Here is a 16,222-nt window from a genome sequence, read left to right as displayed (position 1 = left end):
TGAGATCTCGCATCCTCTCTTTGTGACTTGCCTCCGGCACGTATCGTGAGTGGTTGCGGACCGTACGCATCCAGAACGGGACGTATGGCGAACGGAATTGAGCAGCCGACGGCCCGGGGGAGGCATCGTGGAGGAATATGCGGGGCGGGTGCTCGCCGACCGCTATCGCCTGCCGCTGCCGCCGTCCGATGAGTTCGAACTCTCCGAGACCCGGGCCTGGGACACCTACAGCGGGCAGGAAGTCCTGGTCAGGCAGGTGCCGTTGCCCGAGGTCGTCGAGGCCGAGGTGCTCGACTCGGACGGGCTGCCGGACGGGTTCGTGGCGCGGGACGGGCGTCGGGCGCGGGCGTCCGACACGCGGTCCACGGCCACGCGTCGGCCCAGCGATCCGGCCGTACGGCGTGCCATCGAGGCCGCGCAGGCCGCCGCGTCCATCCCCGACCACCCACGGCTCGACCAGGTCTTCGACGTGTTCGCGCAGGGCGGTTCGCTGTGGATAGTGAGTGAACTGGTGCCGGCGCGGTCGCTGGCGTCGCTGCTCGCCGAGAAGCCGCTGACGCCGTACCGCGCGGCCGAGGTCGCCGCCGATGTCCTCATGGCACTGCGCGTGCTGCACGCCCATGGCTGGGTGCACCGCAACATCACCGAGCGCACGGTGCTCGTCTGCGACGACGGGCGCGTGATGCTCACCGGGCTGGCGGCCGGAGCGGCGGAAGAGGCGCTGTGCGGGTACGACCCGGTGCCGGGCCGGGACACGTCAGGGGCGGCCGGGGCACATGAGGGCGCGAAGGCCCTAGGGGGCGCGGCAGTTGGCGCTCCGGGGGCCGGTGGCGGCGCGAGGCCGGGTTCGGCGGGCGGCAGTGGCGGGGGCGGAGGGTACGGGCAGTCACCGGCTCCGTTGCCGAGTGGTCCGGGTGCGGCGGGGCGCCAGGGGCTGCCCGGCGGTGGGGTCGGCGTTTCGGGCCACCCCGGCGGGGTCGGCAACTACGGGGCTTCCGGTGGGACGTTCGCCGGTGGTACCGCCGGGGATCCCGAGGCTGCCCGGCGTGCCGCCATTGAGGCGCGGACGGGTGGCGGGGCCGGTCGTCCTGGCGCGGGCGGGGGTTACGGCGTTGCCGGTGGGACGTTCGCCGGGGGTTCCGGAGGGGATCCCGAGGCCGCTCGGCGTGCCGCTGTCGAGGCACGGGGCGGTGGGGCGTCCGGAGCCGGTGCCGGTGGAGGTTACGGAATTCCCGGGGGGACGTTCGCCGGGGATGCCGCCGGGGATCCCGAGGCTGCCCGGCGTGCCGCCATCGAGGCGCGGGCCGGTGGCGGGGTGCCCGGGACCGGCGCCGAGGGAAGCGGCGGAGGCTCCGCCGGGGGTGAGCGGCGGGCGTTGGAGACCGGCGGGGACATCCGGGCGGCGCGGGCCGGGGCGATCGCCGCGTACCGGGCGGGGGCGCGGGCCGCGGCCCGGGTCCAGGAGGCCGAGCAGAGCGGGCGTACAGCACTGCCAGGTGCCAGGCCGTCGATCGAGGCGGGCGGCGCCGGTGGCGGTGCGCACGGCACCGGTGTGGAGCGTGGCCCGGCCGCCACTCCGCCTCCGGGGCAGATCGCCGACCCCTACGGCGTGCGTACGCCGGCCAGCTGGAACGGTGGCTTCGCCCCCGCGACGGGGATTCCCGGTCAGGCGGGGCACGCCGGACAGGCGCGCAGCGCCCTGCCCGCCGCAGCGAACGGCGCCGCGACGAGCGGGGTCGCCGACAGCGTTCCGCACCAGCAACACCAGCACCAGCACCAGCAACAACACCGGCAGCCTTGGCCGCCGACTCACGCCCAGCCCCAGGACGCGCCCCAGGACATGCCCCGGGACCAGGTCCCGCCCGCCGATCGTGTCCCCGGCCGGACCCCGGGCCGCTGGGACGACGTGGTCGCCGGCGGTGCCCCCCGGCGTGGGCCCGCGACCCCGCTGGCCGCCGAGCGGGCACGGCAGGCGCGGATGGCCCTCGTAGGGGCGGTGACCGAGCGGTGGGCGCCCGAGCAGGCCGGTCCCGTGCACGAGAACTGGCAGCTGGCCCCGCCCATCGGTCCCGCGACCGACCTGTGGGCGCTCGGCGCGCTGCTCTTCAGGGCCGTACAGGGCCATGCGCCCTACCCCGAGGAGTCGACGGCCGAGCTGGTGCAGCTGGTGTGCGCCGAGCCGCCCGCCTTCGCCGAGGAGTGCGGACCGCTCAGGCCCGTCGTGGAGTCACTGCTGCGCCAGGACCCCACCGAGCGGCTCGACTTCGAGGAGCTGAACGGCTGGCTGCGCTCCCTCGTCCGGTCGGCGCCGGAGCCCGAGGCCGGTCTGTACACCGTCGCCGCGCCACCCACCGATCCGCGCCGGCTGCCGATCGTACGGCGCCGGGGCGAGCTGGTGCGCAGGCGCCGGGCACGGCTGCCCGCGACCGGACCGCACGGACGGCACAAGCGGGGCAGGCAGGAGAAGCGGGCGCCGCGCAGACTGGGCCGCAACCTGCTCGTCCTGATACTGCTCGCGCTGGCCGCGGCGATCGCGTACGCCATGTTCTTCATGCCGAAGGCCAAGAGCAGCGGGGATCAGGACGGGGAGCGGACCGGTTCCGCCGGAGAGGTGAGCACGGCGCCGGAGCAGTCGGCCGAGAACCCGGACGCGAGCAGCGAACCGCGGCCCGAGCAGACCTCGCCCGGCAGCGGGAACGGCAACAGCGCCTCCCCGTCGGCCGGTTCGTCGGAGACGGAGACGACCACCGGGCCCGATGTCGCGGCCGGCTTCACCGTGCGTACCGACCCCGAGGGCTTCCGGGTCGCCGTCGCCAACGGCTGGGACCGGGCGGCGAAGAACGGGCGCGGCCAAGTCGTGTACTCGCACGGCTCGTTCGAGCTGATCGTCGTACCGGGCCGGGACACCACGCAGCAGTACGGCGCCGATCCGATGGCGTACCAGCGGGAGCGGGAGTACGAGCTGCAGCCGTTCCGCGACTCGACCTGGGCCACGTCCAGTGGGATGCGGACCATCGAGGTGGGCGGACGGACCATGGCCGAGGGGCAGTTCACCTGGCAGAACAGCTCCGGCAGCGAGGTGTTCGTACGCAATCTCGCGATAGTCGTCGACGGGCGGTACCACGTGGTCCAGGTGCGTGGGCCGGAGGCCGAGCGGGACGAGGTGACGCGCCTGTACGAACAGGCCGCGGCCACCTATCAGTTCACCGGCTGACCCCAACGGGCCAGCGGCCGACCTCGGGGGCAGGCCTGACGGGCAGAACCGTCACAGTGCTGTCCCCGTAAGCACCCCTGCGGTTCCCTCCGGCGAGGGGGCTCCTTAGTCTTGCCCCTGTCAAGACCATTGCGGGGAAACGTGAATGAGATGCAGGGCCTGCTTCTCGCGGGCCGCTACCGGCTCGTCGACGTCATCGGCAGCGGCGGCATGGGCCGTGTGTGGCGTGCGCACGACGAGCTGCTGCACCGTGCCGTCGCCGTCAAGGAGCTGACGGCCGCCCTGTACGTGTCCGAGAGCGAGAAGGCCGTCCTGCTCGCCCGGACCCGGGCCGAGGCGCGCGCGGCGGCGCGGATCAACCACTCCGCCGTCGTCACCCTGCACGACGTACTCGACCACGACGGCCGGCCGTGGATCGTGATGGAACTCGTCGAGGGCCACTCGCTGGCCGACGCGGTCAAGGAGGCCGGACGGATCGAACCGCGCGAGGCCGCGCGGGTCGGCCTGTGGGTGCTGCGCGCGCTGACCGCCGCGCACGCCGCCGGCGTACTGCACCGGGACATCAAGCCCGGCAACGTCCTGCTCTCCCAGGACGGCCGGGTCCTGCTCACCGACTTCGGGATCGCCCAGGTCGAGGGGGACACGACCATCACGCGCACGGGAGAAATCGTCGGCTCGGTCGACTACCTCGCCCCCGAGCGGCTGCGCGGCGAGGACCCGGGACCCTCCTCCGACCTGTGGGCGCTCGGGGCCACGCTGTACACGGCCGTCGAGGGCCGGTCCCCGTTCCGCCGCACCTCCCCGCTGACCACCATGCAGGCGGTCGTCGAGGACGAGGCCGACGAGCTGCGGTACGCCGGTCCGCTCGCGCCCGTCATCACGTCCCTGCTCCTCAAGGATCCCGCCGTACGGCCCGGAGCGGCCGAGGTCGAACAGATGCTCGCGGAGGCGGCGGAGGGGCGACGGCCCCGCGCGGCCGAGCAGTACGTGCCGACGCTTCACACGGGGGCGATGCGGGCGACTGCGGAGGGGGAGGTCGGGACCTTCCGGATGGGCGGGGCCGCGGTCGGCTCCGCCACGCCGGTTCAGGGGACCTTCGGTCCGGTCATTGGTCCGACCCAGGTGGGTCCTGCCGCCCCGGCCGGGCCGCGCCGCCGGGGTCGTACGATCGCCCTCGTCGCCGCGCTGGTCGTGCTCGTCGGCGGGGGTGGGGCGTTCGGGCTGCACCAGTGGAACTCCGGTTCGAAGAACGCCGGTTCGGCCGTCTCGGCCTCGCCGTCCGCCACGCCCTCCGGCTCTCCCTCCGTTACGGCGAGTGCGAGTGCGCAGCCCTCCGCCGTGCCGGGCACCGTGCCGAAGGACTGGGTGCGGGTCGACGATCCGGCCGGTTTCAGTCTCTCGCTGCCCCAGGGGTGGACGCGGACGGAGACGAACGGGCAGATCGACTACTCGCCCGACGGCGGGGAGCACTTCCTCCGTATCGCCATCGACGAGTCCCCGGACTTCGACGACCCCTACCTCCACCAACTCGACCTGGAACAGCAGCTCCAGAAACTCAGCGCGTACAAGAGGGTCAGCCTGGAGTCGAACGTCTACCGCGACCGCAAGGGTTCGCTCTGGGACTTCACCTGGACCGCGCTGGCGGAGGACGGGGGGTTCCCGGGGCCGCGGCGGGCCATCGAGCAGGCGTATCTCGGCCGCGACGGCGCCGAGTACCTGCTCTACATGTCCTCTCCGGCGGCCGACTGGGCGACCGCGCGCGAGCAGTTCAGCGCGGTACTGCGGGGCTGGCGGCCGAAGGCCGGCTGACACCGCCACGCATACGGCACGCCTGGTAGGGCGGTTGTCGGTCATCCGCTGCTCGGCGCCCCGGAGTCCTGTCCTCCGGTGCGGCATGATGAGGCTCATGGGGACCGAGGGGGACAGCTTCCGTGTGATCGCCGGGCGGTACCGCCTGGAGGCCAGGCTCGGCCGGGGCGGCATGGGCGTCGTCTGGCGGGCGACCGACCAGCTGCTCGAACGGCGGGTCGCGGTCAAGGAGTTGACGCAGGACACCTCCCTCTCGGCGGACGAGGCCCGGCTGCGGCGCGACCGCACCCTGCGCGAGGCGCGCGCGGTCGCCCAGCTGCACCATCCGCACATCATCGTCGTCCACGATGTCGTCGAGGACGACGAACGCCCGTACATCGTCATGGAGCTGATCGACGGCGGCTCGCTGGCCGACCGGATCTCCGGGGACGGTCCCGTCGACGCCGACGAGGCCGCCCGGATCGGCATCGCCCTGCTCGGCGCCCTGGGCGCGGCCCACGCCGCCGGTGTCCTGCACCGGGACATCAAGCCCGCGAACGTCCTCCTGGAGGACGGCACCGACCGGATCGTCCTCACCGACTTCGGGATCGCCCAGGTCGCGGGCGCGACCACCCTCACCGAGAGCGGCTCCTTCGTCGGCTCGCCCGAGTACACGGCGCCCGAGCGGATGTCCGGGACCAGGACCGGGCCGGAGTCCGACCTGTGGTCGCTCGGCGCGCTGATCTGCACCGCGCTGAGCGGTGAATCCCCGTTCCGGCGCGACTCGTTGGGCGGCATCCTGCACGCCGTCGTGATCGACGAGGTACGGCCACCGGCCCAGGCCGCGCCGCTCCTGCCCGTCGTACGGGGGCTCCTCGAACGCGATCCCGAGCGGCGGCTCGACGCGGCACAGGCGGAACGGATGCTGCGGGCGTTCCGGGCGACCGGGCGTACGCCGAAGCTGTCGGCCGGGTACTCGCCGGCCCGGCAGCAGGACCGGCGGGGCGAGGACTCCGGCGGGAAACCGGCGCCGACGCCGTCACCTCGCACCCTCTCCCTGCGGCGCCCTTCATCGCGTATCTCATCCCCTCGTACCTCATCCCCTCGTACCTCATCCCCTCGTACCTCATCCCCTCGTACCTCTTCTTCTCGTACGACGGATCAGGCGTCGCGGCCCTCCGGGCGGGCCGTGCTCATCGCCGCGGTGCTTGTCGCGGCGCTGGCCGGGGCAGGGGTGTCCGCGGCGGCACTGCTGATGAACTCGGGGGACGGCGGGGGTGGGAGGCCGGGGAGCACGGCGACGGCGACGGTGTCGGGGGCGACGGAGGTGTCGCCCAGCACGACCGGGCCCACTCCCACTCCCACTCCCTCTACCTCCAGTAGCCCTTCCTCCCGGACCGCTCCCTCCGGCTACCGCCTCGCCCAGGACCCGCGTGGCTTCTCGCTCGCCGTGCCGGACGGTTTCACGCGGACCGAGCAGAAGGACCGGGTCTTCTATCTGTCACCGGGGGAGACCTTCCGGCTCGGGATCAGGGTCGTCGACCCCCAACCGGGCGGCCCGCTCGGGGTGATGAGGCGGGCGCACGCCAACGGGCCCTCCTCGAACCCCGGTTACCGCGACGGACGGGTCACGGAGACCGTGCACGGTCAACAGGCCGCCGCGCTCTGGGAGTTCACCTGGGACGGCTTCAGCACGGCCGAGGGACCGCGCCACACCTACGACCTGTGCTGGGAGGAGGACGGCCGGATGTACGACGTATGGGTGTCGGCGCCCGTCGGGAAGGTGCGGGAGGCGAAGGAGTATTTCGACGTCGCCCTGGACACGTTCGCCAATTAGCGAAGAACGCGGCGATTCAGGAGACCGGGAGCCGCCCTGAGAAGTCCCGCTTTCCCGGTCCGCCCCACGCGCAGCGCGAACCCGCCCTCCGGCCTGAAAACCGGCTTCGCGTACCAGAGTCCGCTTCGCCGCCACCACTTGGCCGCACCCAGTTTCTTCGGCGGCTGTGGCAGCGGCAACGTTCTTTCCCCGAGCCGGAGTTCACCGCTCCACACGCCGGGCGCCAGCTCGGCGACGGGTATGTGTACGGTGAACTGCTCGCCGTGCGGGGGCCGTACGGCGGGAAAGACGGCCGTGGTGCTCGGCTCGTCCTCGTTGGTGAGGTGCACGGCCAGCGCCCCGCGCGGGTACGCGCCGAGTGTGCAGCGGCCGGTGACCAGCAGCTCGGTGGGACGGCCGGCGTGCCAGCGGACGGCCCCGAAGGTGAGCCGCTTCAGCACCGGGTGCTTCCGCTCGCCGAGGTCGATCGTGTAGTTGCCGTACGGAACGGTCGTGTAGAGCGTGACGGCACGCCGACCTCGTACGGTCTCCGTGATCCGCACGTCGGGACGGCCCGCCAGCCGCTCGGCCCGTCTGCTGCCTATGCGCACCTCGCGCGTGAGCCCCTGAGCGCCGACGGCCAGGGAGATGTCCCACAGCCCGTCGTCGAGGGGCGAGCCGTCGGCGAGGGTGTCGATGTCGAAGGCGGCCTCGAACCCGGCCTTCTCGTACACGTACTGCCCCTCGTCCTCGTCGGCGCCGAGGTGCGGGGACGCGGTGTGGGTGACGGGCAGCCGGTACTCCGTGCCCGTTTCCCTTTCGCGCACGACGAGTTCGGTCGTGACGTCGTGCGTCTCCACCCGGTGCAGATAGGCATATCCGGCCAATCGCACCCGGGTACCGCGAAGTTCGGCCCGCGAGACGTAATGTCTTATCTCTATTTCGTCCGTTCTGTGCGTTTCGCGCTGTCTCGGGGCATCCGTTTCGGGCACGGTCATCGTCACGTTCTCCAAAAGTGCGAGGGGTCGAATGCGAAGGGCGAAATGTGGAGGGTGAAGTGCGAATGCGTGCGCCGTTTCGGATATGCGTGGCGACTGAGTGGTGAAGATACCGTGACCCGATCGTGCCTTCAAGGAAAGTCCACCGTGATCATCCTGTTCAGCGGGGGGCTGGGTATGGGGAGATCACGAACTCTGCTAGAACGTCGACATGGACATGGGTACCGGCGTGGGCATCGAGCTGTTCGGGCGTGCGCATGCCCGGCAGCGCTGGGCGGCGCGCGGGGCGCTCGGGGCCGCCGGGCTGGCCGTGCTGCTGCCGATCGGATACGCGGGCATGGGCAGCCTGCTGCTCGGCGTGGTCGGAGCCGGCGGGGCCGTGCTCACCGCCTCCGGCCTGTGGTGGGCGCTCGCCCGGCGCGGCCTCGTACGGGGTGTGGGGGCGGTGCTCGCCGTGGCCACCCCGATCGCTGTCGTCGCCCTCTTCGCCACCGCCAACCTGCTGGGGCCGGCGCTCGCCTCCATCGTCCTGTGGTGCGTCGCCGTGTGGGCCGGGAAATTCGCGCTGAGCAGCACCAAGTCCCATGTCGTGCCGGTCCGTGAGTACGAGGTGCCGGGGCCCCGCCAGCCCTTCCTCCTCATGAACCCGCGCTCCGGCGGCGGCAAGGTCGAGCGTTTCCGGCTGCGCGAGAAGGCGGAGCGGCTCGGCGCCCGCGTCCATCTGCTCGACCCCGACAAACCCGAGCCCGAGGACGTCGTCGCCCTGGCCCGGGAGGCGGTCGCGGCCGGCGCGGATCTGCTCGGCGTGGCCGGCGGCGACGGCACCCAGGCCCTCGTCGCGGGCGTCGCCGCCGAACACGGCCTGCCCTTCCTGGTCGTGTCCGCCGGTACACGCAACCACTTCGCCATGGACCTCGGCCTCGACCGCGACGACCCGGCGACCTGCCTCGACGCCCTCACGGACGCGGGCGGGGTGGAGCTGCGCGTGGACCTCGGCTTCCTCGACACCCACGTGGGCGGTACGGCGGACAGCCGCCCCTTCGTCAACAACGCCTCCTTCGGTGCGTACGCCTCGATCGTGCAGAGCCCCGCCTACCGCGACGACAAGGTCGGCACCACCCTGGACCTGCTGCCCGAGCTGCTCACCTTCGAGCGCGGCGCGACGCTGACCGCACGGGCGTACCCGCAGGCCGACACGCACGACGGGGAGACCACCGTCCACGCACCGCAGGCCCTGCTCGTCAGCAACAACCGCTACCGCATGGACGACCTGGCCGGCCTCGGCCGTCGCGAGCGCCTGGACGCCGGTGTCCTCGGCGTGCTCGGCATCAAGGTCGAGGACGCCGCCCAGGCCGCCGAACTGCTTCTGGGCCGGTACGCCACCGGCCTGACCGTCGTCACCGCCCACGAGGTCGTCGTCGAGGCCGACCTGCCCGAGATCGAGGTCGGCCTCGACGGCGAGGCCCTCGTCCTGCCCACCCCCGTCCGCTGCCGCGTCGAACCGGGCGCCCTGCGCGTCCGCGTCCCCCGGAACCGGCCCGGCGTTCCCGCGCCGACGCCACCCATGGACTGGCGCCGGCTGCGCAAACTGGCGGCGACGGTCGGACGTACGGCACTGCCCCGCCGTACGACGGACGCCCTGAACCGGCGTCGACAAGCGTCGTCCCCGCAGGGTAGGGATGGGGCATGAGCAATGGCGGGGACAGTGGAGGGAACAGGGGTACGGACCGGGGGAGCAAGGGTGACGAGGGGCGGCTGGTCGGCGGCCGGTACCGGCTGACCGAGCGCATCGGCTCCGGCGGCATGGGCACCGTGTGGCGGGCCCAGGACGAGCTGGTCGAGCGTGAGGTCGCCGTCAAGCAGCCGAGGCTGCCCGGGGACCCGCAGGACGCCGCCCATCAGCGGATCGCCCACCGCCTCCACCGGGAGGCGCGGGCCGCCGCGCGCGTCGACCATCCCTCCGCCGTCTCCGTCCACGATGTCGTCGTCGAGGACGGACTCCCCTGGATCGTCATGGAGTTGGTGCGCGGCGAGTCCCTGCACGAGGTGCTCCAGCGCGGCGCCATCGAGCCCGCCGAGTCCGCGCGCATCGGCCTCGCCGTGGTCGGCGCGCTGCGCGCCGCGCACTCCGTCGGGATCGTCCACCGGGACGTGAAGCCCGCCAACGTCCTGCTCGGGCAGCACGGCCGGGTCGTCCTCACCGACTTCGGCATCGCCCACATCATGGGCGAGGAATCCCTCACGATGAGCGGGGAGTTCGTCGGCTCCCTCGAGTTCATCGCCCCCGAGCGCATGTCGGGCCGGGGCGCCGGTCCCGCCTCCGACCTGTGGTCGCTCGGCGTACTCCTCTACGCGGCTGTCGAGGGCTGGTCCCCCTTCCGCCGTACGACCCTGGAGTCCACGCTCGCCGCGATCCTCGCCGCCGAGACACCCCAGCCCCAACAGGCGGGCCCGCTCGGCCCGTTGCTCGTCCGGCTGCTGGTGAAGGACCCCGCCGAGCGCCCCGACGCGGACGAGGTCACGGCGGCCCTGGAGGCGGTGGCCAAGGGCTGGCCGCTCCCGAAGGCGCCGGAGCGCGGGGAGTTGACGGTCGCTCAGGAGTCGTCCGGGATAAGGGAGTTCGCGGACGACGCCGGAACGATGCGGTTGCGGGGGGACGGCGCTTTAGAGGAGTCCGAGTCCGAGACACCGGTGCCTGGGACACCCGTACCAGGCACACCCGTACCCGAGCCCTCCCCCGAGACCCGCGCCACCTCGTTGCCCGCCCCGAAGCCCGCGCGGCGTCGGCGTCGGCTGCGGGTGGCCCTCGCGGTCCTGGCCGGTGCTGTCGTTCTCGTGGGCGTGGGCATGGTGTTCGAGGGCACGATCGTCGAGACCAGTGACGGGGACGCGGCGGTCGCGGGGGCGCCCGGGACCCCGTCCGTCGTACCCCCTGCTGTACCCGCCACCGTCCCCGCGCCCACCGAGGCCCTCCCCACCCTCGACAGTTGGCTGGCCCACGAGGAGAAGGACCTGAAGGCGGTGCTCGCACTGCCCCGCCAGTACGTCCGCTTTCACGAGCAGGGCGACGCCGACGACCAGCCCCGGATGGCGCTCTACGACAACGACGAGGTCATCCAGGTCCGCCTCACCATGTGGGACAGAGCGCCCAGCTCGCCCATGGGCCGGGCGAAGGAGTCCGCCGAGATCTGGGCGGGGTACGGGGAGTCGACCACCCAGTACACCAACACGACCGTCGACGGCTACGAGGCCGTCCAGGCCGACACGACGTACGAGACCGAGGGCAGGCTCGTCCGGGTCATGCAGGTCATGATCCTGACCGACGACAGCCGGCTGTACGAGCTGCGCGTCGACATGCCCAAGGGGACACCGGACGAGAAGCGGGGCACCGAGGTCTTCAAGGGGGCGCGGGACCAGCTCGAAATCGAGAAGCAGTGACTTCAGGTCGCGCCCAACGCCCTGATCAGCGGATTCGTTGCCAGTGCTCACTGGCGGCATGCCGGTGAGAGCCGGCGGCTTGTGCGTAGACAGTGAATCCGGGTTACCCATGGGTACCCAAAGCCTCCGAGCCGTCATACCCTGCGGCTCATGACGGACTCGCAGGCCCCGGTAAAGCCCGGCACCGACGCCCCCACCGGTACGAACCCCCTGGCCCCCGCGCCCACAGGCGCCCGCACCGCCGCGGACGTGGTCACGCCCGAGCTGATCGCCCAGCTCACCAAGGGGGTCGTCGGCTCCGGCCGCACCGCCAACCACACCCCGTTCACCGGCGAGAAGCTGGCCGACCTGCCCGAGTCCACCCCCGAGGACGTGGAGAAGGCGTACCAGCGGGCCCGCGCCGCGCAGGCCGTCTGGGAGCAGACCCCGGTACGGCAGCGTGCCGCCGTGCTGCTCCGCTTCCACGACCTGGTGCTGGCCCGCCAGGCCGAGGTCCTCGACCTCATCCAGCTGGAGACCGGCAAAGCCCGTCTGCACGCCCACGAGGAGGTCCAGGCCGTCGCCGTGGCCGCCCGTCACTACGGCCGCATGGCACCCCGCTATCTGAAGCCGAAGCGGCACGCGGGCGCGATGCCCACCCTCACCAAGGTCACCGAACTGCGCCACCCGCGCGGGGTGGTGGGCCAGATCGCCCCCTGGAACTACCCGCTGGAACTGTCCGTCGGCGACGCGATCCCGGCCTTCGTCGCGGGCAACGCGGTCGTGATGAAGCCGGACACGGAGACCTGCCTGACGGCCCTGTGGGCCCGGGACATCCTCATCGAGGCCGGGCTGCCCGCCGATGTCTTCCAGGTCGTCCTCGGCGAGGGCCCGGTCGTCGGCCCCGAGGTCGTCAAGCACGCCGACTACGTCTCCTTCACCGGCTCCACTCGCACCGGCCGCGAGGTCGCGCAGGGCGCCGCCGCGCGTCTGGTCGGCGTCTCGCTCGAACTCGGCGGCAAGAACGCCATGTTGGTCCTGGAGGACGCCGACATCGAGAAGGCGGCGGCGGGCGCGGTCCGGGCCTGCTTCTCCTCCGCCGGCCAACTCTGCATCTCCATCGAGCGGTTGTACGTCCACGAGTCGATCGCGGACGCGTTCGTCGAGCGCTTCGTCGCCCGTACGAAGGCGATGCGGCTCGGCAAGTCCCTCGCGTACGGCGCCGACATGGGCTCGCTGGTCGGCGAACGCCAGCTGGAGACGGTCACGCAGCACGTCGACGAGGCGGTCGCCAAGGGCGCGAAGGTCCTCGCGGGCGGCACGGCCCGCCCGGACATCGGCCTGTACTTCTACGAGCCGACCATCCTCGACGGCGTCGAGACCCCGATGGCCGTCTGCTCGGAGGAGACCTTCGGCCCGGTCGTCTCCATCTACCGCTTCAAGACGGACGACGAGGCGGTGGCCCTCGCCAACTCCACGCCGTACGGCCTGAATTCCTCGGTCTGGACGAAGAGCGCCGCCCGTGGCCGCGCCGTCGCCGCCCGCGTCCGCTGCGGCACGGTCAACGTCAACGAGGGCTACGCGTCCGCGTACGGCAGCGTCCAGTCACCCATGGGCGGCATGAAGGACTCCGGCCTCGGCCGCCGCCACGGCTCCGAGGGCATCCTCAAGTACACCGAGGCCCAGACGATCGCCCAGCAGCGGCTGCTGCCGATGGCGCCGGCACTGGGGATGACCGACGAGAAGTACGCCCAGTTCATGACCCGCAGTCTGCGCGTGATGAAGGCATTCCGGCTGAGGTGATCGGCCTTCTTTAGGGGCGCGGGGAACTGCGCGACCAGCCACAGGCGGCCCGCACACAACACTCAACGAGGAGAAAACGTGTCGCAGGACGGTTACGACTACGACGTCCTAGTCGTCGGCTCCGGCTTCGGCGGCTCGGTAACCGCCCTACGCCTCACGGAAAAGGGCTACAACGTAGGCGTCCTGGAAGCGGGCCGCCGCTTCACACGCGACACGCTCCCCCGGAACTCCTGGGACCTGAAGAACTACCTCTGGGCCCCCAAGCTCGGTATGTACGGCATCCAGCGCATCCATTTGCTGGGCAACGTGATGGTGCTGGCGGGCGCGGGCGTCGGCGGCGGTTCGTTGAACTACGCCAACACCCTCTACGTACCGCCGAAGCCGTTCTTCGACGCCCCCCAGTGGCGCGAAATCACGGACTGGCAGGCGGAGTTGAGCCCGTACTACGACCAGGCCCGGCGCATGCTCGGCGTACGGCTCAACCCGACGATGACCCCTTCGGACGTCCACCTCAAGGCGGCGGCCGAGCGGATGGGCGTCGGCGACACCTTCCACCTCGCGCCGGTGGGCGTCTTCTTCGGCGACGGCGAGGACGCGGCGGGCGGGGTGAAGGCGGCGCCGGGGGAGCAGGCCCCGGACCCCTACTTCGGCGGCGCCGGACCCGCGCGCAAGGCGTGCACGGAATGCGGTGAGTGCATGACGGGCTGCCGGCACGGCGCGAAGAACACCCTCAACGAGAACTACCTCTACCTGGCCGAGAAGGCGGGCGCGGTCGTCCACCCCCTGACAACGGTCGTGTCCGTCACGGACGACTCACGCGGCGGCTACGCGGTCGCCACGCTCCCGACGGACGCGAAGAGGAAGGGCAGGGGCCGTACGTACACAGCCCGGCGCGTGGTCCTGGCCGCAGGCACCTACGGCACCCAGACCCTCCTCCACCGGATGAAGGCGGGCGGTCAACTCCCGTACCTCTCCGAGCGCTTGGGCGAGCTGACCCGTACCAACTCGGAGGCGCTGGTCGGCGCCCAGACCGACAACCGCCGCTACCGCAAGGTGACGGGCGAGACGAAGGTCGACTTCACGCGCGGGGTCGCCATCACGTCCTCGATCCACCCCGACGAGAACACCCACATCGAACCGGTCCGCTACGGCAAGGGCTCGAACTCGATGGGCGGCCTGTCGATCCTCCAAGTCCCGTACGCGGAAGGCTCGTCGAGGGTCCTGGGCTGGCTGGCGAACGCGGCCCGCCACCCGCTCCTGGTCCTGCGCTCGATCTCCAACCGCCAGTGGTCGGAGCGGACCATCATCGGCCTGGTGATGCAGTCGCTGGACAACTCCCTGACCACCTATCTGAAGCCGAAGGGCGCGGGGAAAGGCCTGTTGACGGCTCGTCAGGGCCACGGCGCCCCCAACCCCAAGCAGATCAGGGCCGCGACGGAGAGCGCGTCCGCGATCGCCGCCGAGATCAACGGCTTCGCCGGCAGCAACGTCGGCGAACTGATGGGCATGCCGCTGACCGCCCACTTCCTCGGCGGCTGTCCGATCGGCGACTCACGCGAGACGGGCGTGATCGACCCGTACCACCGCCTCTACGGCCACCCCGGCATCTCGGTCGTCGACGGCGCCGCGGTCTCCGCGAACCTGGGCGTCAATCCGTCCCTCACGATCGCGGCCCAGGCCGAACGGGCGATGTCGTACTGGCCGAACAACGGCGAGGCCGACCCGCGTCCGGCCCAGGGTGCCGCGTACGAGCGTCTGCAGGCGGTCGAGCCGAAGGCACCGGCGGTCCCGGCGGAGGCGTTCGGCGCGCTGCGGCTGCCGTTCCTGGGGATACCGGCGGTGCCGAAGAAGGCTCTGTAGTTCTGTAGGGCAAAGAGGTCGAAGAAGGCTTGCAGAGCAAAAGAGAAGGACCCGCACCCCCCTCCGAGTGCAGGTCCTTCCCTTGTTCATGCCGGAGGCTTACGCCTCCGTGCCCGCCTTACGACGACGCATCGCGAACACCGCACCCGCACCGGCGACGACGGCGACCCCGCCGACGAGGCCGATCATCGGCAGGGCGGAACTGGAGCCGGTGTCGGCGAGGTTGCCGGTCGGCAGCTCGGAGACACTGCCCTGGGGCTTCTTGACCGAGTCCTTGGAGCCGCCGTCGCTCGGCGTGGCCGAACCCGGGTCGGTGTTCGAGGAACCGGCCTCCAGTACCTGGAAGTCGTACTGTGCCCAGCCCTCGGCGATGCAGTCCTGGCCGTCGACGTTGTCGATGTAGGCGCCGGAGCCGAAGGAGTAGGCGTCGCCCGCGGGGGCCTGCTTGTCGATGCTGACGCGCAGGTCGACGGACTGGCTCGCCTTGGCCTTCAGCTTCTCGACGTAGAAGAAGTAGTCGCCGGCCCACTCGTCGTCGCCGATGCGGTCCCAGGAGCCGGTCTCGGGGTTCTTGAACTCCAGGTCGACGTACGGGCTGAGGAACTTCGCCTCGTCCAGCTCGTAGTTCTCGATCTCGGCGTAGAAGGCGACGCCCTTGAGGTCGACCGTCGAGTCGTTGGTGACGACCAGCTTGAAGGCGTGGAAGCCGTCGCCCGCGACGATCTTGCCCGGCAGGCCCTTGATGTCGGCGGACACCTGGGCGTTGCTGTAGTTCTCGTCGAGGTCCTCGCAGAACGGGACGTCCGGGTCCGTCGGGTCCTCGCTCGGCTCAGCGGAGTCGGACGGGGAGGCAGAGTCGGACGGGGAGGCCGAGGTGGAGTCGCTCGGGCTCGCGCTCGCGCTCGTCGAGGCGGTGGAGGACGCCGTGTCGGACGGCAGGCCGGTGTCGGAGGGCACGGTGTCCGAGGGCGTCGCCGACGCGGTGTCGCTCGGCGTCTGCGAGGGGGTCTCCGTGGCGGCCGGCTCGCTCGGCGTGGCCGAGGTCGAATCGTCGGCGAACGCGACGGGCGCGGACAGCAGCGCCAGCGGGGCTATGACAGCCGTCACCGCTGCTGCGGCCATGGCTCGGCGAAGCTTCATGAAGACCTCACGACCTCGAAACGTCCAGATGCGGGGCACGGATGTGACCCCTGGTTCTGAACGTGTGACATGCGACCGCTGTGAATGGTTGCTCTTCACTCACGCGAAATTTATGTGTGCTGGGTCACATGTGTCGTGGGTCCTGTGGGTCCTGTGGGTGCCCGGGCATGGCAAAGGGCCCCGCGG

General features: G+C 71.7%; 9 protein-coding genes. 7 read left to right on the top strand and 2 right to left on the bottom strand.

Features of this window, described 5'->3' with window-relative positions:
- Nucleotides 1-127: 127 nt before the first annotated feature.
- From LUX31_RS15795 to LUX31_RS15785, 3 genes are all read left to right on the top strand, one after another.
- On the top strand, nucleotides 128-3,214 hold the full coding sequence (locus LUX31_RS15795; protein ID WP_235475432.1) for a protein kinase domain-containing protein: 3,087 nt from the start codon (nucleotides 128-130) through the stop codon (nucleotides 3,212-3,214).
- 150 nt (nucleotides 3,215-3,364) lie between these two features.
- Entirely contained in the window at nucleotides 3,365-5,023 is a 1,659-nt protein-coding gene (locus LUX31_RS15790; protein WP_235479936.1) for a serine/threonine-protein kinase, read from the top strand.
- A 97-nt stretch (nucleotides 5,024-5,120) separates the two neighbouring features.
- Nucleotides 5,121-6,839 carry a serine/threonine-protein kinase gene (locus tag LUX31_RS15785; protein WP_235475431.1) on the top strand — a complete coding sequence of 573 codons (1,719 nt, stop codon included), beginning with the start codon at nucleotides 5,121-5,123 and terminating at the stop codon, nucleotides 6,837-6,839.
- On the opposite strand, the gene LUX31_RS15780 is transcribed toward LUX31_RS15785, so the two are convergent.
- Entirely contained in the window at nucleotides 6,836-7,705 is an 870-nt protein-coding gene (locus LUX31_RS15780; RefSeq protein WP_235475430.1) for a hypothetical protein, read from the bottom strand. The two genes, LUX31_RS15785 and LUX31_RS15780, sit on opposite strands and share 4 nt — an antisense overlap.
- A gap of 340 nt (nucleotides 7,706-8,045) precedes the next feature.
- Between LUX31_RS15780 and LUX31_RS15775 the strand changes: the two genes are divergently transcribed.
- The 4 genes from LUX31_RS15775 (at nucleotide 8,046) to LUX31_RS15760 (ending at nucleotide 14,896) form a co-directional block, all read left to right on the top strand.
- Entirely contained in the window at nucleotides 8,046-9,506 is a 1,461-nt protein-coding gene (locus LUX31_RS15775) for a diacylglycerol/lipid kinase family protein (RefSeq protein WP_235479935.1), read from the top strand.
- Nucleotides 9,503-11,254, top strand: coding sequence for a serine/threonine-protein kinase (locus LUX31_RS15770; protein WP_235475429.1), 1,752 nt, complete (start codon nucleotides 9,503-9,505; stop codon nucleotides 11,252-11,254). The genes LUX31_RS15775 and LUX31_RS15770 overlap by 4 nt, the downstream gene beginning before the upstream one ends.
- Before the next feature lie 150 nt (nucleotides 11,255-11,404).
- Nucleotides 11,405-13,036, top strand: a complete 1,632-nt coding sequence (locus LUX31_RS15765) for a succinic semialdehyde dehydrogenase (protein ID WP_235475428.1) — start codon at nucleotides 11,405-11,407, stop codon at nucleotides 13,034-13,036.
- A gap of 78 nt (nucleotides 13,037-13,114) precedes the next feature.
- Nucleotides 13,115-14,896, top strand: coding sequence for a GMC family oxidoreductase N-terminal domain-containing protein (locus LUX31_RS15760; RefSeq protein ID WP_235475427.1), 1,782 nt, complete (start codon nucleotides 13,115-13,117; stop codon nucleotides 14,894-14,896).
- A gap of 99 nt (nucleotides 14,897-14,995) precedes the next feature.
- Here the strand turns inward: LUX31_RS15760 and LUX31_RS15755 are convergent, their stop codons facing one another.
- Nucleotides 14,996-16,036, bottom strand: a complete 1,041-nt coding sequence (locus LUX31_RS15755; RefSeq protein WP_235475426.1) for an LAETG motif-containing sortase-dependent surface protein — start codon at nucleotides 16,034-16,036, stop codon at nucleotides 14,996-14,998.
- Nucleotides 16,037-16,222: the final 186 nt, after the last annotated feature.

Origin of the sequence: Streptomyces sp. GQFP, assembly GCF_021545335.1 — a bacterium.
GTDB lineage: Bacteria > Actinomycetota > Actinomycetes > Streptomycetales > Streptomycetaceae > Streptomyces.
Note: the sequence above shows the minus strand (reverse complement) of the source record. Positions and strands in the feature narration are given on the sequence as shown.

Coding starts and splice junctions, on each gene's coding strand:
- LUX31_RS15790 (WP_235479936.1), top strand. CDS start 3,365: ATGCAGGGCCTGCTTCTCGCGGGCCGCTACCGGCTCGTCGACGTCATC.
- LUX31_RS15785 (WP_235475431.1), top strand. CDS start 5,121: ATGGGGACCGAGGGGGACAGCTTCCGTGTGATCGCCGGGCGGTACCGC.
- LUX31_RS15770 (WP_235475429.1), top strand. CDS start 9,503: ATGAGCAATGGCGGGGACAGTGGAGGGAACAGGGGTACGGACCGGGGG.
- LUX31_RS15765 (WP_235475428.1), top strand. CDS start 11,405: ATGACGGACTCGCAGGCCCCGGTAAAGCCCGGCACCGACGCCCCCACC.
- LUX31_RS15755 (WP_235475426.1), bottom strand. CDS start 16,036: ATGAAGCTTCGCCGAGCCATGGCCGCAGCAGCGGTGACGGCTGTCATA.